This is a genomic window from Klebsiella sp. R390 (assembly GCF_051131745.1).
Classification (GTDB): Bacteria; Pseudomonadota; Gammaproteobacteria; order Enterobacterales; family Enterobacteriaceae; genus Klebsiella.
Window position 1 is genome coordinate 2,257,812 of record NZ_CP180445.1, and the last position, 22,260, is coordinate 2,280,071.

Sequence of the window (22,260 nt, forward strand, 5' to 3'; positions counted from 1 at the left end):
AACGGCCAGGGTGAACGTATGTTTATTTCAATAAGAAAAAGGGATGGTATTTCCTGGGGTGTTTCCCGCTCGCTTTTTGTCTTTCTTCCGATATTTACTTTCGGTTTATGCAATCATGCTTTGGCCCGTGATTTCTTTGACCCTGAGTTTATCAAATCTGTTGATCAATCCACTGACTCCTCTCTCATACCTGACTTATCACAATATGCGACAAAAGACGCACAGGCACCAGGTGGGTATCGCGTTGAAGTTTTTTTAAACAATAACCTAAAGGAAACGGCCGATATTCATTTTATTGAGAAAAGAGATCCGGTTACCGGTGAGTTGAGACTCGGCCCCTGTCTGAGCATGGCGAAATTATCTGGCTATGGATTACGTGTAGAGGCGTTTCCGTCATTGGCAGAAGATGAGAACGGGTGTGTAAATACTGCTCGTATTCCTGACTTTATGACCGACTTTAACTTCAATACTCAGCAGCTTTTGATATCCATACCCCAAGCAGCATTGTCTAATGCCGCACAAGGCATGGTTCCACCGGAAGAGTTTGATGACGGTATTAATGCGTTGCTGACCAACTATCAGTTCAGTTCTGGCAAAGATTACGAAACCAAAAACGAATACTATAACGTTAACCTGCAGTCAGGCTTGAATATCGGCGCATGGCGGCTTCGTAATCTGATGACCTGGAATAAATCAGCAGGGAGTCGCGGTGACTGGGACTCCGTCTATATGTACGCTCAGCGCAGTATTATTCCGTTGCAAAGCACCTTAGTCCTGGGTGAAAGCTCATCACTGTCGAGTATTTTCGATAGCGTCCCTTTCACCGGCATCCAGCTCGCGACCGACACGGACATGATCCCCGAAAGCCTTAGGGGATTCGCGCCTATTGTGCGCGGTATTGCCAGAACCAATGCCCGTGTTGTCATCAAACAGAATGGCTACCAGATTTATCAGGCGTTTGTTGCCCCTGGTGCTTTTGAAATTAACGATCTCTATTCCACAGGGGGCAATGGCGACCTGTATGTCACCGTCGAAGAAGCCGACGGTTCTCGTCAGAACTTCGTCGTCCCTTATGCTTCTTTGCCACTGATGCTCAGAGAAGGTCAGATGGAGTATGAAATTACCAGCGGCAAATATCGTCCCTACAATGGCGACATAGAAGACAAACCGTTTACTCAAGCCACGATCGGCTACGGCGTGTTGGACAATACGACACTCTATGGTGGTTTACAGGCCGCGTCGGCTTATCAAGCTCTGGCCTTCGGCGTGGGGCAAAATATGGGGGATATTGGTGCTATTTCTGCTGATGTAACCCAGGCCTGGTCCAAAAAGAAAGACGAGGATAAAACAACGGGCCAGTCGTGGCGAATTCGTTACGGTAAAAACATTCTCGAAACCGGCACTAATATTACTGTCGCAGGTTATCGCTATTCGACCCTCGGGTATAATACGCTTTCTGAAGTCCTGAATACCTATAATAATCGTTACGGCACCTATTCCCCCTACTCTATTCGTAACAGAACAAATATCACCGTCAGCCAGAGCCTCGGGTCTGGTCTTGGCAGCGTTTCTGTATCAGGGGTATTCGAAGATTACTGGCATACTCACCGCCGTAATAACTCGTTGAACCTCGGGTATAACGGTGGTTTCCAGCGTATCAACTATTATGTTGGCTACAGCTACAGTCGTTACTCCTGGGGGAGCAAGGGTGGTAGCCGTTCCGCACAAGACGATCATGTCTTCTCATTAAACGTATCCATCCCGTTAGCGGACTGGTTGCCAGGTACCTATGCAAGCTATAGCGTCACCAATAGCAACCCAGGCTCCACCGAGCAGTTTGTCTCGTTAGGCGGTAGTGCACTGGAAAACAACAGCCTGGACTGGAACGTACAGCAGGGTTATAGCAACAGAGAAGATGCCAGCGGTGGTGCATATGGCACCTATCGTGGCTCATTCGGCACAATGAATGGCGGCTATAGCTATAGCAAAGACAGCCAGTTCATCAACTATGGTCTGAGCGGTGGCGTACTGGTTCATGCCGATGGCATTACCTTAGGCCAGGAGATGGCTGAGACGAGCATTCTGGTCAAAGCACCGGGGCTGGATAATGTCAGGCTGGAGAACGATTCGACCATTAAAACCGACTTCCGTGGCTATGCGATTATTCCTTACGTGACGCCATACCACCGTACCAGTGTGACCCTGGACACCGCCACGCTGGGCGATGATATGGAACTGCCGAATACAACCCAGAAAGTCGTTCCAACCCGTGGTGCTATCGCACGGGCCAATTTCCAGGGCAACATTGGCCGCCGTGCATTCCTGATCCTGAAGCGAGCATCGGGTGAGGTTGTTCCTTACGGATCGACGGTAACGCTGGCTGCACGTCCAGAGGCTAAGGCCAGTATCGTATCTGACGGCGGGATGGTCTATTTGTCTGGCCTACAGGATAGCGGTGAGATACATGCGCAGTGGGGAAGCAAAATCGGGCAGCAGTGCAAAGCCACTTATGACTTAGCCGCTGTAAATGAAGGTATTGTGCAAGCCACTGCGGTTTGTCGTTAACAGGGACCGTCGAACAATGATGAAAAAAATAATCGTTTTTATGAGCTTATTCTTTGTCAGTCTTCCGCTGATGGCAAACTGTTCCCTGGACACTGAAACTAATGCCAGGGTCAGGTTCACTAAAGTGTTATCTGACCCAACTTTGCCCGCAGGGTCAGTGCTTGGGGTACGCACTATTGGGGGGGAAGTTGCAAGTGCTCCAACTTTTAGCGGCAAATGTGGCGTGAATGATCTTTATGCTATTATTGCCTACCCTAGTGTGGTCATAGCACCTGGAGTAACCGGTGTGAAAGGCGGGCCAGTATATGAAACCGGGATCCCTGGAATTGGTTTTGAATTCTCCAAGTTAACCGAGGGTCAAGTGGGTAACCCTGCGCCAGCAACCCTGGAGACGGTTTCAGCCTATGGATTAATCTATAGTCGCGTTTCTCAAATGACAGTCTGGTTAATTAAAACCAGGGATAATATTGATACTAACTTTTCATCTAATAAAGAAATTCAAATACATTTTCTGGCCGGTCCGTCTGAAGATATCAGTAAAGTACCATCAGCGCCGGTGAGATCTCGTGTGTTCCGGTTAATTATTGATATTGGCCCGTTAACCTATCGCGCATCGTCTTGTGATATAACGCCTCGAGGCGGCGGTACAGTAAATTTACAGCCGATAAATCTTACGGTGCTCAGTGGTATGGCACAGGGCGCTGCTACTAGCAAACAAAAAGAGTTTACCCTGGACATAACTTGTCCTGATTCATCCGTTGGACTTAAATACATCTACTGGTTCAACGCAATTACCGATGTTTTGCCTGCCAAGAACGGCGTATTACTCAATTCCATTAACGAGTTATCCGGCGGAGCCAAAGATGTCGGCTTCATAATAAAGCAGGGTGCGAACCCAATTAAATTTTTTGATTATGCGACCTATAAAATCAACAGCGTAAGTAGTAATCAGTCTCTGAGTTTCACTGCGGATTATTATAAAGTCACTAATGACATTAGCACCGGTACCATCAGAGCAATGATGGAGGTCATAATTCAGGAAGAATAATCTGGTTTATTCCTGCATCAACCTCCTTAACCGACACCATCTCTGATGGTGCCGGTTAAATATATCTTCTCATCACCCCTCACCTATCATTACTTCTTAACTCACCTGGTATATAAGTGGTCTCAAAACGCATAGGGCTATACGCACCTTTTCCCCGGAGCTCAAATGCTAAGCTATCGAGCCGGTTGTTAAATAGCGGCAGTAACAAGGTGAAAGTTGATTATCTGATGCTCCGTAAACGAAATTTACGTCTGCGTTAGTAAAGTAAACACGTCAAAAAAAAAAAACAAAAAAAATAACAAGACCTGATGGAAATACACAGACAAAAAAAATGCCACAATAGCTTGCGGCAATAATAAATAGTGACATTGTTTTTATAAGATCGTTGTTTAATTTAACTTTGTTGCCCGATGATTGAAATGGGCACGCAACAAGGACTCCATATTATCTTCATTAACATCCAATTTCACGCAATCAACATGCATCGACTGAGTCTTATAAGGTGCCAGCAGGGTGTTACCTGACAAAAACAATGTGCCAATGTTCTCTGCCCGGGAAGGCTCAAGTGTATCACCTGCTTTAAATATGATCCCACATGGAACATGACCATCCTGCTGAATAAATATGAGCGAATAAAAGCATGCCAAAACACCAATTTTCCACTCAGGGATATTAAAGCGATGATATGTTAACCCTCCGCCTTGCGTTGTGCTAACGGCGGTGGTATACAGCGGAATAAAGTCATTTGCACCGGTCATTAGCGTAATAAAACCCTCATCATCAGATTTCCTGATCGATATTAAAAAAAGAGTGATGATAAACTCAATTTGTGCCAACGACAGTTCAATAGAGACAACACCTTCATTTTGCAAAAAAAACAAGAAGGTTGGTTTACCCTTATTCTGTTTAAAAATAAAATTGGTCACACGCAGTTCAACCTGTGGGTTTTGCACTTCCTCAAGCGTAATGACCGGAGGGTTTGCACTGAGAATATTGGTCGCGGCTGTGACTTGTGCTTTTACAACCTCTGGTTCAGTCTGATAATTTTCCAGCAGGGCACGATGACAGGCACTGATGGCGAACATGAGTTCCCGCATCTGATTGGGAGGTAGATAAAGCAGATGCTCTGCACCAGAGGCGCAACTTGCTTTGAGTGCGATCGCAACCACACCCTGTGGCGATTTAATAATACCCGAGTTAATTCCTGTTAATGTATTCATCAGTAAGCCTCCGTGAATATTCGTTGTGACGGCGTAGAAAATTTTGATAAATCAATAATGCGATCCGCACACGCGATGGTTGAAGGGCGGTGTGCAACAATGACACGGGTTATATTTAATGCCTCAATAGAGGCATTGATCATTTTCTCATTATTGGCATCAAGATGGCTGGTCGCTTCATCCATAAATAAAATACTGGGTTTCTGATACAGCGCCCGCGCAATAAGTAAACGCTGTTTTTGGCCGCCAGAAATCCCAGCTCCCAATTCGCCAATAATGGTTTCATAGCCCATCGGCATACGCATTATCTCTTCATGGATATTGCATTTCATTGCACACTCGATAATCATCGCCTGATCGCTTTCGTCATCAAAGCCTGAAATGTTATCGGCAATAGACCCGGAAAACAGTCGATCTTCCTGGAGTACGCAGGCAATACTACTGCGGAAATTATTGACGCCAATTTTCTTGATATCGTGGCCACCGATGAATATTTCACCACGTTCCGGCGTCAGCAGACCTGACATCACTTTCAACAAGGTAGTTTTACCAATACCGGACGCCCCAATCAGAGCGACAGATTCGCCAGCGGCAACCTCGATGCTCACATCAGAAAAGACAGGTTTTGCCAACTGATCATACTGATAGGCTAAATTCTGTACCTGCAGTTCAATACCAACGTTATCCTCGAAAAATTTCCTGGGCGGTGATTCGACTTCCGGTTCGCTATAGACGATTTCAGAAATACGTTCATTGTGTAATGACAGCATTCTTAGCTGCATGACAAGATCGATTAACGAGCTGGCACGCTGAGCAAACTGGCCACGGTAGGCATTAAAAGCCATAAACATCCCGATGGTCATAGAATTGTCCATTACCATTAGTGCCCCAAGCCACAGAATCACCACCTGATCGGTGGAGTTAATGAAGGTATTGATGCCGCCAAACAGCATATCGAAACGCGTTTGCTTCAGGCTGACATTGCTTACATCAATATTGGTATTGAGCCAGTGCTGAGAGCGGCGGTTTTTCAGATTAAGCGATTTAATCGTCGCGATACCATACAGCGTCTCCATAAAATGAGAGCCTGAACGGGCACGCTTAACGATCAGCTCTTCGCTGATTGTGCGATAAAATTTATAGGTAATTAGGCGCATAACGGCGTAGCACACGGTGAATCCAATCACTACCCAGGTCAGCCAGCCGCCATAAAGGCTGAGCATAACCAACAGCCCTACCGTCATTATCGAATCGATAATCCCCGTCACTATGCTGTTCGTGAAGGTGGAACGAATGGTATCAAGCGAGGAAAATCTCGACTGTATATCGCCCAAATGGCGCTTTTCAAAGAACGCCAACGGCAGGCTCAACAGATGATCAAAAAAGCTGGTTTTCCACTGCACATCGGTCAGCGTGTTCAGCTTCAGAGACACCCACGCGCGGATCATGCTTACCCAGGTTTTAAAAATAGTGAAAAACATCAGCCCCGCGCAGATAACTATCAGCAGGTTGTCATCATGAGCGGTGATGACGTGGTCAGTCACCAGTTGCGTGCCCATTGGTAGCAGAAGGTTAACCATTTCAATTACCAGCGAGAGCATGAAAATTTTGCTCAACGCGGATTTCAGGCCAACAATATTGCGCATTAAATCAAGCAGACGAAGTCGCGAGCGCTGCTTTTCCTGTTTGAAGTCACTGTTCGGCCATACTTCAAGCGCAATGCCGCTGAAATTTTCTGACAGTTCTTTTTTCTGCACCGTACGTTTGCCGAATGCCGGATCGTTAATAACGAAACGATTTCCCTTTATCGCCACAAGAACCACGAAATGGTTCAGCGACCAGTGCAGTACACAAGGCAGGCGCAGTTCTTTAATTTCGTTCAGCTCAAGAGACAATGCCCGTGTTTTGAGGCCAGCCCTCTGCGCAACAATACTCAACGTATTTAACGTGGCCCCCTGCGATGATGAGCCATAGCACTGACGGAAGTTAAAAAGATCAATGTCTTTACCATAGTAACCGCAGATCATCGATAAACAGGCATTACCACATTCAGTAGCCTCGGATTGAATAATAACAGGTACGCTACGCCTGAGAGAAAAGTTAATTCTTTTGAAAATCGTATCAAGGATGTCTTTATTCATTACCCGGCCCCTTCAAGCTTTGTGCTACTTTATACACTGGTGAAAACAACCACTGGTAGAGCGGCCTTTCCTCCATGAATACGACGCTACTTGCCTTAAGACCATTGGATAACATCAGCTTTTTATTTTTATAGATAAATTCTTTTTCTTTTATATTAATGATCGCTTTGTACAACGTGGGCGGTGGATTATTATTAGCCTGACTGTTATTGTAATCAGAAAGTTCCCGGCGCGTTGCTGGAATTGACGATATAGACATGATCTTCCCGGAAAACTGGCCAAATTTTTCAGAAGGAAAAGCATCATAGCGAATATTTACCGTATCACCGATTTTTACATAGGGTAGACTGTTATCAGGCAGCCACAGCAGTAAGTAATAATTAATACCGTCTAGTTGCTTGATCTGTGCCAGGCTACTGCCTGAATCAACCATTTGTCCATGGGTAACGGCAACAGATTCGACCCGACCATCAATTGTCGACTTAATTAAAATCCTGCCGTTAGCGCTATATTCAAGCAGTTGCGTCTGGTAATCACTCAGTTGATTGTGTTGTGCAGTAATCTGATTATCCATTTCCGCAGATTTAACGGTTAAATCGCTTCGCGCCTGTGTCAGCTGTAGTTCAATTTGCATTTTTTGTGCGGCAAACGTCTGAAATGCATTTTGCTGTTGAACGAAGAGTGAATGCTGATTGTTGTACTGATCTTTATTTATTAGTCCGCGACTAAGATAATCTTTATAGTTCTTCAGCGATTGTTCCATTTTCGATAAACCGTCTTTAGCGGTTACTAACAACCCTTCGTTCTCTTCCAGTGAGTATTCATAGCGCTGAATTTGCCGACGCGTCGTGGCAATAAAATCCTGCTTATTGGCTTTAAGCTTATTAATAATATCCTCAGCGTTAGTAATTTTCTCTTCTATTATTACAAGACTGGCATCGCTGACGTTTCCTGCGTTGGTATTTCTTGAGACATCAAGCTCAAACAGCACCGTTCCTTTTTCAACCGTATCCCCAACCTGGACCAACTGTTGAGATATTGAGCCAGCCTGCGGTGAAGAAATATTCAATGGGTGAGGAAGCGTAATCACCTCGCCAGTGACATCGATTCTCTGTGTGAACTTAAAAAAACAAAGCATTAAGATAATGATAGTCAAAAAAGCTATACAGCAGGCTGATATAATCAGCGGCGAAACACCTTTAAATAATATAACCTTGCCTTTCCAATAACTTTTTCGATGGTCTATAGCTTCCTGCCGGAATAATTTTTGGCTCATGAATATCTTACCTGCATTTAAAAAGGCCCGAACGATGTCGGGCCTGAAATTATACTAATGACCAATCACGGTACCCAGGTACCATCAAACCAGCTGGAGAACATATTATCGATTAGTTCAGTGGTCGCATCCCAGCCAACCAGACCGGCAGCAATCCCCATTGTCGCACCGCCCCATAATAAGCCGACAGTCATACCAACAAGCTGACCGAAGGCACCAAGGCCAACCAGACCACCACCGTCACCACCATGTTTACCACCGGTGAAGCCCCACATGGAGCTACCCACCGCAGCACCAAGCGCGACACTGGCAATGAACTCACCAATGTTGGCCACCATATTATTGCCATAGGCCCCAGAAACATTATTCATTTCTTCTATAGACAGTACTTTCATAAATATATATCCCTTTTAGTATTATCAACCTCATGTTGACGGGATCTATTTTTATGGTTACATGAGTAAGAAACAACTTTTGTTTTGTGAAATCTTCAGGGTTCACATATCAACAATAATTAAGATAATCGCTAATCCCCAGATGCAACAAATTGCAGCATCAGTTAAGGGTAATAATGTAATCTACTGTTCATTATTGATCGCAATCATTCCTGAACTTTCTATTACTGAAGAAATACATCCCCCATTTTTATCACTGCCGATACGTAAGATAATCTTCGAAGCCTCCTGATTGGCGTGATGTTTTTTTTGCTTACGCAAACCGCCGTTCACATTCCCCCTATCAATAACCCAAACAACACTGCAGTTACCTGAGTTATCAATATAAGCATCAAAATCAGGCAATCTCTGGCCACTGCAATCGTTCAGCGCATCAAACAAAACACGGCATCGAGCGTACATTTAATACCAATCTAAAATTTAATATTCTATGACGGTCCACTTTTGTGGTTTGAAACATATCCATCAGTATTATTTGGCTATCAGCTCTTTCTATAGTGCAGTGCTCGTTCCTGGACCGACATTTAAGACATCCATAATCAGATAGTTAACCTAACATGAAATAATACCATCACCACCCTGTTTTACTCTTCTAAATCATTATGACAGACATAAGTAGGCAGGTTCGAGAATATAAATAGATAATTATAATTAACCTGCTTGTAAATTCTGACGTTTATATTCTTATCTGGATAAACAAAAAAACCGGGTTCATATTTTTCAAGCCATGCATCATCGACTGTCTCATCCGGGAAAACAATATTCTCCTCCGAATGCAGGCTATAGGTACTATTTTTTCTCTGCAGGCTAAATGCAATTTTACGGTTAAATCGTTTCTCAGGATATGTTGTGGAATGACCGCTGATGCTGAGCGTACCGTTTTTTTTATCAAAATGATATGTCATCCATAACACCAGGGTATCATCGGGATAATATTGCACAAAGTGCGCCTGACAGGAGAACGCTTTAACGGTAAACCGATCCCACAGAAGATAACCCGTTGACACAAGGCTCGTCACAATACACAGACCGAAGATGCACTGCACGACATGATAACGAAACATGCTAGTGGGCCTCAATAAAATAATCAGAAATGCAGCGATTAGGCTCAGTCATCGGCCTATTACAACGGATGACGGATACGCGTGGTAACGTGGCATAAGTATTGATATAAATCCATGGATAGCTTTCACAGCTTTTCCTGAAACGCTTTCCATAATCGATAGCTTTTGCTTTCCCGACAGCGGTCTGAATATTCTCGGAAAGAAAAAAATAGCAGTTCTCGATAGTAGTATTGAAATGATAACTGTCGAAATAGTGACGATCCTGTGCAGCCTGGCTCTGAAAAATCCCGCCGCCAAGACTCAATATCACCGTCATGAACCCCAGGAGCAGTAAATGCCTACGCTTACACAGCGTGGTTACCGTTATTTTTTCCTGTAGAACCACGGGTACAGTAGCTTGCACAACAGGCAGAGTAACCTCTGGTAGCGGTTCAATATTCCGGGAATTCGATAAATCATTCAAATCGCCTTCGGCGTCAACATTGGGTGGCAATATGCTCTGAATAACAACCGGTTCCGACTCTCCTGAGGGTTTGATGAAAGATTTATCACTCACCGTAACTAATATATCACTGGCTAACGTCAATCCAATACGAGGAACCGTGACAACAGGATCGCTAGCAAACCCTATTTTTTTCAATCCCTTTCTGAGGATACAGATATTTTGATAATAAGTATTAGGCGAGACCTGCATTCTACGACCAGCCCACACCGTATCCATAAACTCTTGCTGAGTGACAATTTCCCCCGCCCTTTCAATTAATAACAGTAGACAACGCGCCGCCGGGGAGTTTAATACCACAACCCGCCCGGTATTTGCTATGTTTCTCAATTGACTAGTGACAGGATGAAACTCAACAATTTCATTAAGAATATAAAACTTATGCATACTCTCAGTTAGCGCTCCCTGATTTTGTGCTCGTATCGAAAAATACGGAACAACGATTTTCCTGTATTGTGATTTGGCAAGTAATGTCCTGAGGAAAATTCCCGGATGGCAAATACCATGACATACTGATGCAATACATTACGGCAACTGATAAAACTCTCAATTTATTATTGATGCATTGTATACTCTGAGCTGTATACTCGCTTAGCTATCACGAAACAAAATTAACATACCTCAATATTTTAATAAGAACAACTGAACCCGCAAAAGATAATATATAAATTCGTGAAGTAAATTCATAACTTCAATGTGAACTAACTGAATGCATACCTGTATTTGTACTAACATGGTCTGATAACGGAAAATTCAGCATTCCACCACAATATATGTTCTTATCATAAAGGACACGAACAAATGGCAGATGAAACGCGAAGTATCGCTCTACCATCGATAATATATTTTATAGAAAATTCAGCAGGATAAGCTCAAAACAGAGCATGAATACAGAGACAAACACCCATATACGGGAAATAATGCCAATATAAGATACATACAAAAAACCAATAGAATTATTAATCACCCACCAATAAAATAAGCTTGATAGCAAGAAGCATTACCCATTCACAATGTTATTCATAACTTCACTAACATCATCGATTAATAATAAAACAGCAACACCGAAATGAATAACATGAAGGAAACTTCACATCATATACAAGGATATTTCATAACCGGCAGGATATGGCAAAATGGCTGACGACATACATACGCACATTAAACCCGCAAAAAACGGTGCTGCCATTCACCACCCGCCATTAGTTCTACGAATGACTACATAGCTGAGCCTGAGATGGGCTGACGGTTTCCATAAAGCGGTGAGCCGGCACAACAAAGCGTTGTGGCGACATGCCTGACCGGATGAAGCATCAGCATGGAGGAGAGTCTGCGGGTATGAAATTATCGCGAGTTTTATGGGTAGCTTTTGCTACCGGACGTCGCTAGTTCGTCGCGGGAAAAGATGCCCCTGTGTACGACAAGGGGCGTCTGTCACATCAGTTCGGGCACTTATAGACCTGACCGTTCATTTCGCTGTCGGTCGGCACAAAGCTCGACAACAGATTCTGCGTCGGGCTGCTGACGCCATAAATCACGTTGCCACCCATTGCCGCGGCCTGGTTACGCAGCGCATTAGCTGCGCCACGCATGGAGCCGCCTTCATCCCCGTTCTGACCAGACAACCAGTTGCTCTGTTTGCCAGTCGCGGTCCCCAACAGCTGGCAATCCGCACCCGGTTTGTCTTCAACAAAGCGAACGCTCTGTCCGCCTGAGCTCAGTTCGTTGCTGGAACTACAGCCCGCTAACAATAGTGCTGCGCCGACAATCCCTGCTAAATATCTTACCTGCATGTTATTCCCCATGATCAATGAGCTGGACGCGCTGGCCCGGATGTACACCTTATACTAAAAAGAGCAGAAAAAGAAAAACCCCCGAGCATTTCTGCCCGGGGGTTTCTTTGTTTCTAAGGGGTATAGCGCACGATTACATCATGCCGCCCATACCACCCATGCCGCCCATACCGCCAGCAGCACCTAAATCAGCTGCGTCGCTTTTCGGCAGGTCGGTCACCATGCACTCGGTGGTGATCATCAGACCAGCAACAGAAGCGGCGTACTGCAGAGCAGAACGGGTCACTTTAGTTGGGTCCAGGATACCCATATCGATCATGTTACCGTATTCTTCGGTAGCGGCATTGTAGCCGTAGTTGCCATCGCCCGCTTTCACGGTGTTAGCGACTACAGACGGCTCTTCGCCACAGTTCAGCACGATCTGACGCAGCGGAGCTTCCATTGCGCGCAGCGCAACTTTGATACCGACGTTCTGGTCTTCGTTCTGACCGCGCAGGTCGCTCAGTTTGGATGCTACGCGAATCAGCGCCACACCACCGCCGGCAACCACGCCTTCTTCTACCGCAGCACGGGTCGCGTGCAGGGCATCGTCAACGCGTGCTTTTTTCTCTTTCATTTCAACTTCGGTGGCTGCACCGACTTTGATAACTGCAACGCCGCCTGCCAGTTTAGCAACACGTTCCTGCAGTTTTTCACGGTCGTAGTCTGAAGTTGCTTCTTCAATCTGCTTACGGATCTGAGCAACACGGCCCTGGATCGCAGCTTCTTCACCCACGCCATCGATGATGGTGGTGGTGTCTTTGTTGATCACAACGCGTTTAGCCTGACCCATATCTTCCAGGGTCGCTTTTTCCAGCTCCATACCGATCTCTTCAGAGATAACGGTACCGCCGGTCAGGGTTGCGATGTCCTGCAGCATAGCTTTACGACGGTCGCCGAAGCCCGGTGCTTTGACCGCTGCTACTTTCACGATGCCGCGCATGGTGTTGACCACCAGAGTCGCCAGCGCTTCGCCTTCAACGTCTTCAGCGATGATAACCAGCGGTTTGCCTGCTTTCGCAACGGCTTCCAGCACTGGCAGCATTTCGCGGATGTTGGAGACTTTTTTGTCAGCCAGCAGGATGAACGGGCTTTCCAGCTCAACAGCGCCAGTTTCCGGCTTGTTGATGAAGTATGGGGACAGGTAGCCGCGGTCGAACTGCATACCTTCAACCACGTCCAGTTCGTCTTCCAGACCGGTACCGTCTTCAACGGTGATCACACCTTCTTTACCGACTTTATCCATCGCTTCAGCGATCAGTTTACCTACGGTTTCGTCGGAGTTAGCGGAGATGGTACCAACCTGAGCAATAGCTTTAGAGTCAGAGCACGGTACGGACAGCGTTTTCAGTTCTTCAACAGCAGCAACGACAGCTTTGTCGATACCACGTTTCAGATCCATCGGGTTCATGCCAGCAGCAACGGCTTTCAGGCCTTCTGAAATGATCGCCTGAGCCAGTACGGTTGCGGTGGTGGTACCGTCGCCTGCAGCGTCGTTCGCTTTAGAGGCAACTTCTTTAACCATCTGCGCACCCATGTTTTCGAACTTGTCTTCCAGTTCGATTTCACGAGCAACGGACACGCCGTCTTTGGTGATGGTCGGTGCACCGAAAGATTTATCCAGTACCACGTTACGGCCTTTCGGACCCAGGGTCACTTTCACTGCATCTGCCAGTACGTTCACGCCGCGCAGCATTTTTACACGAGCGTCGTTACCGAATTTTACGTCTTTAGCTGCCATTTTTTCTATTCCTCAAATTCGTTCAGTTTCGCGCGCGAATTACGCTTCAACAATTGCCAGAATGTCGCTTTCAGACATGATCAGCACTTCTTCATTGTCGATTTTTTCCGACTTCACACCGTAGCCGTCGTTAAAAATAACGATGTCGCCAACTTTAACGTCCAGCGGCTGCACAGTGCCGTTCTCCAGGATGCGGCCCTTACCGACAGCGATGATTTCGCCACGAGTTGATTTGGCTGCTGCAGAACCGGTCAGAACGATGCCGCCTGCAGATTTGGTTTCAACTTCTTTACGTTTGACGATCACACGATCATGTAACGGACGAATACTCATTGATAGCTCTCCTTTGAGAAAGTCATTATCAGTTATGGGTGACACCGGCCCATATAAGGTTTTCCGGCTAGTGCCTGAGAGATGGGGGTAGGTTTTCCCGCTTCAAGGGGCAAAGTTAAAAAAAAATTTTTCCACGTGCGCTGACGCACAAAAACGGCCGCCGTCATAAGTAAAAACGATTGTGATACCATCGATTTTTTCGGGGACAGGATTGCATCATGAGTGGTTTGAAGCAGGAATTAGGTCTGGCTCAGGGAGTGGGGCTGCTTTCGACGTCGTTGCTTGGCACCGGGGTCTTCGCGGTTCCCGCGCTGGCAGCGTTGGTGGCGGGTGACAACAGCCTGTGGGCCTGGCCCGCGCTGATTTTGCTGGTCTTCCCGATTGCCATTGTCTTCGCCGTACTGGGTCGCCATTTCCCCAGCGCTGGCGGCGTCGCGCACTTCGTCAATATGGCGTTCGGTTCCCGTATGGAGCGCGTCACCGGCTGGCTGTTCCTGTCGGTCATTCCGGTGGGGCTACCTGCCGCCCTGCATATCGCCACCGGCTTCGGTCAGGCACTGTTTGGCTGGCATGACAGCCAGTTATTGTTGGCAGAGCTGGGCACTCTGGCCATCGTCTGGTGGGTTGGCTCCCGGGGCGCCAGCTCCAGCGCAAACCTGCAAACGCTGGTCGCGATCCTTATCGTCGCGCTGATCGCCGCCATCTGGTGGCGCGGTGGAATTCATCTTGCGCACATTCCCTTTCCGGCGGCGACGGAAATCGACCGCAGCCAACTTTTCTCTGCGCTGTCGGTGATGTTCTGGTGCTTTGTCGGTCTCGAAGCCTTTGCCCATCTGGCATCGGAATTTAAACGTCCGGAGCGCGATTTCCCCCGCGCACTGATGATCGGCCTGCTGCTGGCCGGGTCGGTGTACTGGGCCTGTACCGTGCTGGTTCTCCATTTTCATGCCTTCGGTGACGATATGGCTGCTGCCGCGTCGCTGCCGACCATCGTAGTACATTTATTTGGCGTGCAGGCGCTGTGGGTCGCCTGCGTGATCGGCTATCTCGCCTGCTTCGCCAGCCTCAATATTTATATCCAAAGCTTTGCCCGCCTGGTCTGGTCCCAGGCGCAGTACAAGCCCGAAAGCTACCTCGCACAACTCTCGCCTCAGCGTATTCCCCGCAATGCGCTTAATGCAGTACTGGGCTGCTGTGTCATCAGCACGCTGTGTATTTACTGGCTTGATATCAATCTCGACGCGCTGATCGTCTATGCCAACGGCATCTTTATCATGATTTATCTGCTGTGCATGCTGGCGGGCTGTCGGTTGCTACAGGGACGCTATCGGGTGCTGGCGGTCATCGGGAGCGGACTATGCCTGCTGCTGTTGACGATGGTCGGTTGGAAAAGTCTGTATGCCCTGGTGGTGATGGCCGCCCTTTGGTTGTGGCTGCCGAAGCGCCACCGACCTGCCGGGACGCCTCCATCTGCGATAAAAAACCCATAAAAAAAGCCGGACCGCGCGATGCGTATCCGGCTCATCTACTGTTGTGCCCGGCGATGGACGGCCGAGCTGAATAGCTTAGCGGTCGTCTTTGTGGTCCAGGCGGTCACGCTCTTCATCTTTGCGCTGGTATTCGCCGTCAAAGGTCTCACCACCACCGGTTCCGGCACTAAAACCACCGCCCGGCATCCGGTTAAAGCGTAAATGCGGCATTAGCTTCAGAGTCAGGTGTTTTTGCACCGGCGGCAGCAGGAGCAACAAACCGAGGAAGTCGGTAAAGAACCCCGGCAGCAACAACAACAAACCAGCAATGATCAGCGAGACGCTTTTGATCATTTCGGCCGCCGGGCTTTCCCCTGCCGCCATCTTCTGCTGCATCAGCATCAAGTTCTTGAAGCCCTGGTTACGCACCAGCGACATCCCGACCACCGAGCTAAAGATCACCAGAATCAGCGTCATCAGCACGCCAAGCACGTGGGCCACCTGGATGAAGATCGATATCTCGATGTAAACGTATAAAAAAATGGCAATAAACGGAATCCAACGCACCGGCGTCTCCTTCATTAGCGGCGGCCATTATCGGCCCCCGCAGTCATTAGTTTGCTTTTCGCATCACACCAATATTGGGCTAAAACACAACATTTCAATCTGTGGAAACGGTAATTTTTTCAAGAACGGTAAAGCGGTGACTCATTTCACATATTAATAATTCTTATACCCTGCAATACATAATAAGTGATCAAGGTTGCTGACATTCGCTATCATCAGCATATGATCGTGGGCACCGGGCCGATTAAGGAAATAATCTTCGGCAAGAAAATACGCTAAATCTCATAAATTCTGTGTATTTGGTGAATTCATTGGCAGCTTGAAAAAGAAGGTTCACATGTTAAACAACATTCGTATCGAAGAAGATCTGTTGGGTACCAGGGAAGTTCCAGCTGACGCCTACTATGGTGTTCATACTCTGAGAGCGATTGAAAACTTCTACATCAGCAATAGCAAAATCAGTGATATACCTGAGTTTGTGCGCGGTATGGTGATGGTGAAAAAGGCCGCTGCGATGGCCAACAAGGAGTTGCAAACCATTCCTAAAAGCGTCGCAAACACCATTATTGCCGCATGTGACGAAGTTCTGAATAACGGTAAATGCATGGATCAGTTCCCGGTTGATGTGTTCCAGGGTGGCGCGGGTACCTCCGTCAACATGAACACCAACGAGGTTCTGGCCAACATCGGCCTTGAGCTGATGGGCCATCAGAAGGGTGAATACCAGTATCTGAACCCCAACGATCACGTTAACAAATGCCAGTCCACCAACGATGCCTACCCGACCGGTTTCCGTATCGCCGTTTATGCCTCACTGCTGAAATTAACCGACGCCATCAACCAACTGGGCGAAGGCTTCCAGCATAAAGCCGTCGAATTCCAGGACGTCCTGAAAATGGGCCGTACCCAGCTGCAGGACGCGGTACCGATGACCCTCGGCCAGGAGTTCCATGCCTTTAACGTTCTGCTGAATGAAGAGACCAAATGCATTCTGCGCACCGCTGAACTGCTGCTGGAAGTGAACCTCGGCGCCACCGCCATCGGTACACGTCTGAATACTCCGGATGGCTATCAGCAGTTGGCCGTGCAAAAACTGGCGGAAGTCAGCGGCCTGCCGGTCATTCCGGCGGAAGACCTGATTGAAGCGACGTCAGACTGTGGGGCCTACGTGATGGTCCACAGCTCGCTGAAACGCCTGGCGGTGAAGCTGTCCAAAATCTGTAACGACCTGCGCCTGCTCTCTTCCGGTCCGCGCGCTGGCCTGAACGAAATCAACCTGCCAGAGCTGCAGGCGGGTTCATCTATCATGCCGGCCAAAGTTAACCCGGTGGTACCAGAAGTGGTTAACCAGGTCTGCTTTAAGGTTATCGGCAACGACACCACGGTCACTATGGCCTCCGAAGCCGGTCAGCTGCAGCTGAACGTCATGGAGCCGGTGATTGGCCAGGCCATGTTCGAGTCTATCCATATCCTGACTAACGCCTGCTACAACCTGCTGGAAAAATGCATCAACGGCATTACCGCCAACAAAGCAGTGTGTGAAGGCTATGTCTATAACTCGATTGGGATTGTCACCTACCTCAACCCGTTTATCGGCCACCACAATGGCGATATCGTCGGCAAGATTTGCGCCGAAACGGGCAAGAGCGTACGCGAAGTCGTGCTGGAGCGCGGGTTGCTCACCGAAGCGGAGCTGGACGACATTTTCTCTGCCCAGAACCTGATGCATCCGGCCTATAAAGCTAAGCGATATACCGATGAAAGCGAACAGTAAGCTTTCGGGTTAAACTACCAAAAGGCATGTCAGCAATGACATGCCTTTTTTGCATTCTTAGGTTTACCAAATCACAACAATTCAATATCAACTTGTTAAAAAACAAGGAAGGCGCATATGTTTGGAGCAGAACTCGTGGTTGTCCTGCTGGCTATCTATTTGGGAGCCAGGCTCGGCGGCATCGGCATTGGCTTTGCCGGTGGTCTGGGCGTGCTCGTCCTGACGCTCATCTTTCAAATTAAACCCGGCGCGATCCCTTTCGACGTCATTGAAATCATCATGGCGGTTATCGCCGCGATTGCTGCGATGCAGGTGGCCGGCGGCATGGACTATCTGGTCAGCCTGGCCGAGCGCATGCTCCGACGCCATCCCAAATACATCACCTTCCTTGCGCCACTGGTCACCTGGTTTATGACCGTTCTGGCGGGAACCGGACATACCGCATTCTCGACCCTGCCGGTGATTACCGAAGTGGCGAAAGAGCAAGGTATTCGCCCGTCCCGCCCGCTGTCTATCGCCGTTGTCGCCTCACAGATTGCGATTACCGCCTCGCCGATTTCCGCCGCGGTGGTCTTTTTTGCCGGGATCCTCGAGCCGCTTGGCGTCAGCTACCTGACGCTGCTGGCGATCTGTATTCCGGTCACGCTGATTGCCGTCATGCTCACCGCTGTGGTCTGTAACTTCCTCGGCTGTGAACTGAAAGACGATCCGATTTATCAGGAGCGCCTGGCAAAAGGTGAAGTGAGACTGCGCGGCAGTCAGGTGTTCGAACTGAAACCTCATGCAAAACGCTCCGTGCTGCTGTTTCTGGTCGGTATTGTCGCGGTGATGTTCTACGCCACGGCAATCAGCGATACCGTCGGACTGATTCAGAACCCGGTACTGCCGCGTAACGAAGCGATCGTGGTGTTCATGCTGACTATTGCGACGCTTATCAGCATCACCTGTAAAATCGATACCGGCGAAGTGCTCAACGCCAGCACCTTTAAATCCGGGATGAGCGCCTGTGTTTGCGTCCTGGGCGTCGCCTGGCTCGGCGATACCTTCGTCAAAGCGCATATCACCGATATCCAGGCCGTGGCCGGCGATCTGCTGCACAACTATCCGTGGTTGCTGGCGGTGGTGCTGTTCTTTGCGGCAACCCTGCTGTACTCCCAGGCCGCCACCACCAAAGCGTTGATGCCGGCGGCACTGCTGCTCGGCGTCACCCCGCTGACCGCTATCGCCTCGTTTGCCGCCGTCTCCGCGCTGTTCGTCCTGCCAACCTATCCAACGCTGCTGGCGGCGGTTGAGATGGACGATACCGGTTCAACGCGCATCGGCAAATATGTCTTTAACCACGCGTTCCTGATCCCTGGGGTGATTGCCATTACCCTGTGCGTCATTCTGGGATTCATCTTCGGCGGCATCATGCTGTAAATCTGCTTAAATTCGGGCCAGTTCCTGGCCCGTTTCATTAATCCTCCACCTTGCGTGCTATAGTGCCTCTTTTCGCTGATACGAGGTTCACGATGACTACGCCTGATGCTGTTGTTGTTCTCTGTACCGCGCCCGATGAAGCCACCGCCCAGGATCTGGCGGCAAAAGTGCTGGCAGAAAAGCTCGCCGCCTGCGCCACCCTCCTGCCTGGCGCAACGTCCCTCTACTATTGGGAAGGGAAGCTGGAACAGGAGTATGAAGTTCAAATGCTGCTGAAAACCGACCTGGCTCACCAGCAGGCCTTACTGGAATGCCTGAAGGCTCATCACCCGTATCAAACGCCCGAACTCTTGGTTTTACCCGTTACCCACGGAGACACTGATTACCTCTCATGGCTCAACGCATCATTACGCTGATTCTGCTGCTTTGCAGCACATCCGCTTTCGCCGGGTTATTTGACGCCCCTGGTCGTTCTAATTTCGTTCCTGCGGATCAGGCTTTTGCTTTTGATTTCCAGCAGAACCAGCACGACGTCAATCTGACCTGGCACATCAAGGATGGTTACTACCTCTATCGCCAGCAGATCAAACTGACGGCGACAGAGGCCACACTCGTCGAACCGACGCTGCCGCCGGGCACCTGGCATGAAGACGAGTTTTACGGCAAGAGCGAGATCTATCGCCAGAGCCTGAGCGTACCAGTGACCTTCAGCCAGGCGGCAAAAGACGCGACGCTCACCGTCACCTACCAGGGCTGCGCCGACGCCGGTTTTTGCTACCCACCTGAGACCAAAATCGTCCCGCTTCGCGCAGTGCTGGCGATCTCCGGCAATGAATCAACGCCGGCTCCGGCAGCGCATCCTGCCGTCAGGCAGCCGAAATTTAATCCGCCTCTGCCGGTAGAGAAACGCCCGGAGCTGGTCGCCAAAACCGCGCCACCGGCCCAGCCGAAGCCGACACAGGAGACGCGCGATGCCGGCGATGATCCGGCCAGCCTGCCCTTCTCTGCCCTTTGGGCGCTGCTGATCGGCATCGGCATCGCCTTCACGCCGTGCGTCTTGCCGATGTATCCGCTGATCTCCGGCATAGTGCTCGGCGGTAAACAGCGGCTGTCCACCGCCCGGGCGTTGCTGCTGGCGTTTATCTACGTCCAGGGGATGGCGCTGACCTACACCGCGCTGGGCCTGGTGGTTGCCGCTGCCGGTTTACAGTTCCAGGCGGCGCTGCAGCACCCCTATGTGCTGATTGGCCTCTCGGTGGTCTTTATCCTGCTGGCGCTGTCGATGTTTGGGCTGTTTACCCTGCAACTCCCCTCAGCCGTGCAGACCCACCTGACGCTGATGAGTAATAAACGCCAGGGCGGTTCCCCCGGCGGTGTCTTTGCAATGGGGGCCATTGCCGGGCTGATCTGCTCACCCTGCACCACCGCACCGCTCAGCGCCATCCTGCTGTATATTGCCCAGAGCGGTAATCTGTGGCTCGGTGGCGGCACGCTGTATCTCTATGCGCTGGGCATGGGGCTGCCGCTGATCCTCGTGACCGTTTTTGGCAACCGTCTGTTGCCGAAGAGCGGGCCGTGGATGGGCCACGTGAAGAGCGCATTTGGTTTTGTGATCCTGGCGCTGCCGGTCTTTTTACTGGAGCGTATAGTCGGTGAACCCTGGGGGCTGCGCCTGTGGTCGCTGCTGGGCGTAGCCTTCTTTAGCTGGGCTTTTATTACCTTGCTCGGCGCCACCCGTCCGTGGCTGCGCATCGCGCAAATCATGATGTTCGGCGCTGCGCTGGTCAGCGCTCGCCCGCTGCAGGACTGGGCATTTGGTGCGCCCGCTGCGCAACAACAGGCGCACCTCGCTTTTACACGCATCAGCAACGTCGCCGAACTCGATCAGGCTCTGGCGCAAGCAAAAGGCAAGCCGGTGATGCTCGACCTGTATGCCGACTGGTGCGTAGCCTGCAAAGAGTTCGAGAAATACACCTTTAGCGCCGCAGAAGTACAACAGGTCCTGAAAGGGACCGTTCTGCTGCAGATCGATGTGACGAAGAACAGCGCCGACGATGTGGCATTGCTGAAGCACCTGCAGGTGCTCGGCCTGCCCACGATTCTGTTCTTTAATACACGGGGAGAAGAACAGCCCGCGCAACGTGTGACCGGGTTTATGGATGCAGCCGCATTCAGCGCCCATTTGCGTGATTGGCAACCGTGAACGACACTTTAGGAGGAAAAATGGAGGAGAAGACCGTGCAACGTGAAGATGTCCTGGGTGAAGCTATACAAATTCTCGAAATCGAAGGTATTGCCAACACCACGCTGGAAATGGTCGCCGAACGCGTCTCTTACCCGCTCGATGACCTCAAACGTTTTTGGCCCGATAGCGAAGCACTGCTGTACGATGCACTACGCTATCTCAGCCATCAGGTTGACGTCTGGCGTCGGCAGCTGTTGCTCGACGATTCGCTTACGCCAGAACAAAAGCTGCTGGCTCGCTACGGCGCATTGACCAAATGCGTGAGCAACCATCGCTATCCCGGCTGCTTGTTTATCGCCGCCTGCACCTTTTTCCCGGATGCACAACATCCTGTCCATCAACTGGCGGAACAGCAAAAGCAGGCCTCGCTGGCCTATACTCACGAGCTGCTGACTCTGCTGGAAGTGGACGATCCGGCGATGGTCGCCAAACAGATGGAGCTGATCGTCGAAGGCTGCCTGAGCCGTATGCTGGTCAAACGTAGCCAGGAAGATGTCGATACCGCTCAGCGACTGGCAGAAGATATTCTGCGCTTTGCCCAATGCCGGAGCGGCGGTGCATTAACCTGATAGTGGTCGGCAGTTCGTTGTTTCGCGCCCCTGCATCTCA

19 protein-coding genes and 1 pseudogene are annotated in these 22,260 nt (G+C 49.4%); 8 read left to right on the plus strand and 12 right to left on the minus strand.

Annotated features, from left to right (window positions below; translation table 11 throughout):
• Nucleotides 1-18 precede the first annotated feature (18 nt).
• Nucleotides 19-2,565 carry a fimbria/pilus outer membrane usher protein gene (locus tag ACMYSP_RS10510; RefSeq protein ID WP_434586691.1) on the plus strand — a complete coding sequence of 849 codons (2,547 nt, stop codon included), beginning with the start codon at nt 19-21 and terminating at the stop codon, nt 2,563-2,565.
• A 16-nt stretch (nt 2,566-2,581) separates the two neighbouring features.
• Nucleotides 2,582-3,613, plus strand: a complete 1,032-nt coding sequence (locus ACMYSP_RS10515) for a fimbrial protein (RefSeq protein WP_434586693.1) — start codon at nt 2,582-2,584, stop codon at nt 3,611-3,613.
• A gap of 389 nt (nt 3,614-4,002) precedes the next feature.
• Here the strand turns inward: ACMYSP_RS10515 and yjeJ are convergent, their stop codons facing one another.
• From yjeJ to ACMYSP_RS10570, 11 genes and pseudogenes are all read right to left on the minus strand, one after another.
• On the minus strand, nt 4,003-4,833 hold the full coding sequence (yjeJ, locus tag ACMYSP_RS10520) for a YjeJ family protein (RefSeq protein ID WP_434586694.1): 831 nt from the start codon (nt 4,831-4,833) through the stop codon (nt 4,003-4,005).
• A complete protein-coding gene (locus ACMYSP_RS10525) occupies nt 4,833-6,974 on the minus strand; it encodes a peptidase domain-containing ABC transporter (protein ID WP_434586695.1) in 2,142 nt (713 codons plus the stop codon). The genes yjeJ and ACMYSP_RS10525 overlap by 1 nt, the downstream gene beginning before the upstream one ends.
• Nucleotides 6,967-8,250 (minus strand): HlyD family secretion protein, encoded by a 1,284-nt coding sequence (locus ACMYSP_RS10530; protein WP_434586697.1) that lies wholly within the window; start codon nt 8,248-8,250, stop codon nt 6,967-6,969. Before ACMYSP_RS10530 ends, ACMYSP_RS10525 begins: the two co-directional genes overlap by 8 nt.
• A gap of 65 nt (nt 8,251-8,315) precedes the next feature.
• Nucleotides 8,316-8,645: a hypothetical protein gene (locus tag ACMYSP_RS10535; RefSeq protein WP_434586698.1), complete on the minus strand. Its 330-nt coding sequence runs from the start codon at nt 8,643-8,645 to the stop codon at nt 8,316-8,318.
• 183 nt (nt 8,646-8,828) lie between these two features.
• Nucleotides 8,829-9,086, minus strand: coding sequence for a hypothetical protein (locus ACMYSP_RS10540; RefSeq protein ID WP_434586699.1), 258 nt, complete (start codon nt 9,084-9,086; stop codon nt 8,829-8,831).
• A gap of 203 nt (nt 9,087-9,289) precedes the next feature.
• Entirely contained in the window at nt 9,290-9,646 is a 357-nt protein-coding gene (locus ACMYSP_RS10545) for a hypothetical protein (RefSeq protein WP_434586700.1), read from the minus strand.
• A gap of 124 nt (nt 9,647-9,770) precedes the next feature.
• Entirely contained in the window at nt 9,771-10,658 is an 888-nt protein-coding gene (locus tag ACMYSP_RS10550) for a winged helix-turn-helix domain-containing protein (RefSeq protein ID WP_434586702.1), read from the minus strand.
• 876 nt (nt 10,659-11,534) lie between these two features.
• Nucleotides 11,535-11,656: pseudogene (locus ACMYSP_RS10555) on the minus strand (IS630 family transposase); the annotation flags it as partial.
• 54 nt (nt 11,657-11,710) lie between these two features.
• Nucleotides 11,711-12,064, minus strand: coding sequence for a DUF4156 domain-containing protein (locus tag ACMYSP_RS10560; protein ID WP_004856962.1), 354 nt, complete (start codon nt 12,062-12,064; stop codon nt 11,711-11,713).
• 133 nt (nt 12,065-12,197) lie between these two features.
• Entirely contained in the window at nt 12,198-13,844 is a 1,647-nt protein-coding gene (gene groL, locus ACMYSP_RS10565) for a chaperonin GroEL (protein WP_434586703.1), read from the minus strand.
• A gap of 39 nt (nt 13,845-13,883) precedes the next feature.
• Nucleotides 13,884-14,177: a co-chaperone GroES gene (locus ACMYSP_RS10570; protein WP_003855929.1), complete on the minus strand. Its 294-nt coding sequence runs from the start codon at nt 14,175-14,177 to the stop codon at nt 13,884-13,886.
• A gap of 218 nt (nt 14,178-14,395) precedes the next feature.
• Between ACMYSP_RS10570 and yjeH the strand changes: the two genes are divergently transcribed.
• Nucleotides 14,396-15,667: an L-methionine/branched-chain amino acid transporter gene (yjeH, locus tag ACMYSP_RS10575; RefSeq protein ID WP_434586704.1), complete on the plus strand. Its 1,272-nt coding sequence runs from the start codon at nt 14,396-14,398 to the stop codon at nt 15,665-15,667.
• 75 nt (nt 15,668-15,742) lie between these two features.
• Here the strand turns inward: yjeH and ACMYSP_RS10580 are convergent, their stop codons facing one another.
• Nucleotides 15,743-16,213 (minus strand): FxsA family protein, encoded by a 471-nt coding sequence (locus ACMYSP_RS10580; RefSeq protein ID WP_434586706.1) that lies wholly within the window; start codon nt 16,211-16,213, stop codon nt 15,743-15,745.
• Between the two features lie 337 nt (nt 16,214-16,550).
• On the opposite strand from ACMYSP_RS10580, the gene aspA reads away from it, so the two are divergent.
• From aspA to ACMYSP_RS10605, 5 genes are all read left to right on the plus strand, one after another.
• Complete coding sequence (gene aspA, locus ACMYSP_RS10585) at nt 16,551-17,987, plus strand: aspartate ammonia-lyase (RefSeq protein ID WP_123757821.1); 1,437 nt, start codon at nt 16,551-16,553, stop codon at nt 17,985-17,987.
• 117 nt (nt 17,988-18,104) lie between these two features.
• A complete protein-coding gene (locus tag ACMYSP_RS10590; protein ID WP_154145074.1) occupies nt 18,105-19,406 on the plus strand; it encodes an anaerobic C4-dicarboxylate transporter in 1,302 nt (433 codons plus the stop codon).
• A gap of 92 nt (nt 19,407-19,498) precedes the next feature.
• Nucleotides 19,499-19,822 carry a divalent cation tolerance protein CutA gene (gene cutA / locus ACMYSP_RS10595; RefSeq protein ID WP_123757819.1) on the plus strand — a complete coding sequence of 108 codons (324 nt, stop codon included), beginning with the start codon at nt 19,499-19,501 and terminating at the stop codon, nt 19,820-19,822.
• Complete coding sequence (locus ACMYSP_RS10600; RefSeq protein WP_434586708.1) at nt 19,798-21,609, plus strand: protein-disulfide reductase DsbD; 1,812 nt, start codon at nt 19,798-19,800, stop codon at nt 21,607-21,609. Before cutA ends, ACMYSP_RS10600 begins: the two co-directional genes overlap by 25 nt.
• 35 nt (nt 21,610-21,644) lie before the next feature.
• The gene (locus ACMYSP_RS10605; RefSeq protein WP_434587061.1) at nt 21,645-22,220 is read left to right on the plus strand and encodes a transcriptional regulator; all 576 of its coding nucleotides are present in this window, start codon (nt 21,645-21,647) and stop codon (nt 22,218-22,220) included.
• The last annotated feature ends 40 nt before the right edge of the window (nt 22,221-22,260 follow it).

What these genes read in the sequence shown, in the direction of transcription:
- ACMYSP_RS10525 (WP_434586695.1), bottom strand. Translation starts at nt 6,974, where the DNA reads ATGAATAAAGACATCCTTGATACGATTTTCAAAAGAATTAACTTTTCT.
- cutA (WP_123757819.1), top strand. Translation starts at nt 19,499, where the DNA reads ATGACTACGCCTGATGCTGTTGTTGTTCTCTGTACCGCGCCCGATGAA.
- ACMYSP_RS10600 (WP_434586708.1), top strand. Translation starts at nt 19,798, where the DNA reads ATGGCTCAACGCATCATTACGCTGATTCTGCTGCTTTGCAGCACATCC.
- ACMYSP_RS10510 (WP_434586691.1), top strand. Translation starts at nt 19, where the DNA reads ATGTTTATTTCAATAAGAAAAAGGGATGGTATTTCCTGGGGTGTTTCC.
- ACMYSP_RS10570 (WP_003855929.1), bottom strand. Translation starts at nt 14,177, where the DNA reads ATGAGTATTCGTCCGTTACATGATCGTGTGATCGTCAAACGTAAAGAA.
- ACMYSP_RS10530 (WP_434586697.1), bottom strand. Translation starts at nt 8,250, where the DNA reads ATGAGCCAAAAATTATTCCGGCAGGAAGCTATAGACCATCGAAAAAGT.
- ACMYSP_RS10550 (WP_434586702.1), bottom strand. Translation starts at nt 10,658, where the DNA reads ATGCATAAGTTTTATATTCTTAATGAAATTGTTGAGTTTCATCCTGTC.
- ACMYSP_RS10515 (WP_434586693.1), top strand. Translation starts at nt 2,582, where the DNA reads ATGATGAAAAAAATAATCGTTTTTATGAGCTTATTCTTTGTCAGTCTT.
- ACMYSP_RS10560 (WP_004856962.1), bottom strand. Translation starts at nt 12,064, where the DNA reads ATGCAGGTAAGATATTTAGCAGGGATTGTCGGCGCAGCACTATTGTTA.
- yjeJ (WP_434586694.1), bottom strand. Translation starts at nt 4,833, where the DNA reads ATGAATACATTAACAGGAATTAACTCGGGTATTATTAAATCGCCACAG.
- yjeH (WP_434586704.1), top strand. Translation starts at nt 14,396, where the DNA reads ATGAGTGGTTTGAAGCAGGAATTAGGTCTGGCTCAGGGAGTGGGGCTG.
- ACMYSP_RS10590 (WP_154145074.1), top strand. Translation starts at nt 18,105, where the DNA reads ATGTTTGGAGCAGAACTCGTGGTTGTCCTGCTGGCTATCTATTTGGGA.
- aspA (WP_123757821.1), top strand. Translation starts at nt 16,551, where the DNA reads ATGTTAAACAACATTCGTATCGAAGAAGATCTGTTGGGTACCAGGGAA.
- ACMYSP_RS10535 (WP_434586698.1), bottom strand. Translation starts at nt 8,645, where the DNA reads ATGAAAGTACTGTCTATAGAAGAAATGAATAATGTTTCTGGGGCCTAT.
- groL (WP_434586703.1), bottom strand. Translation starts at nt 13,844, where the DNA reads ATGGCAGCTAAAGACGTAAAATTCGGTAACGACGCTCGTGTAAAAATG.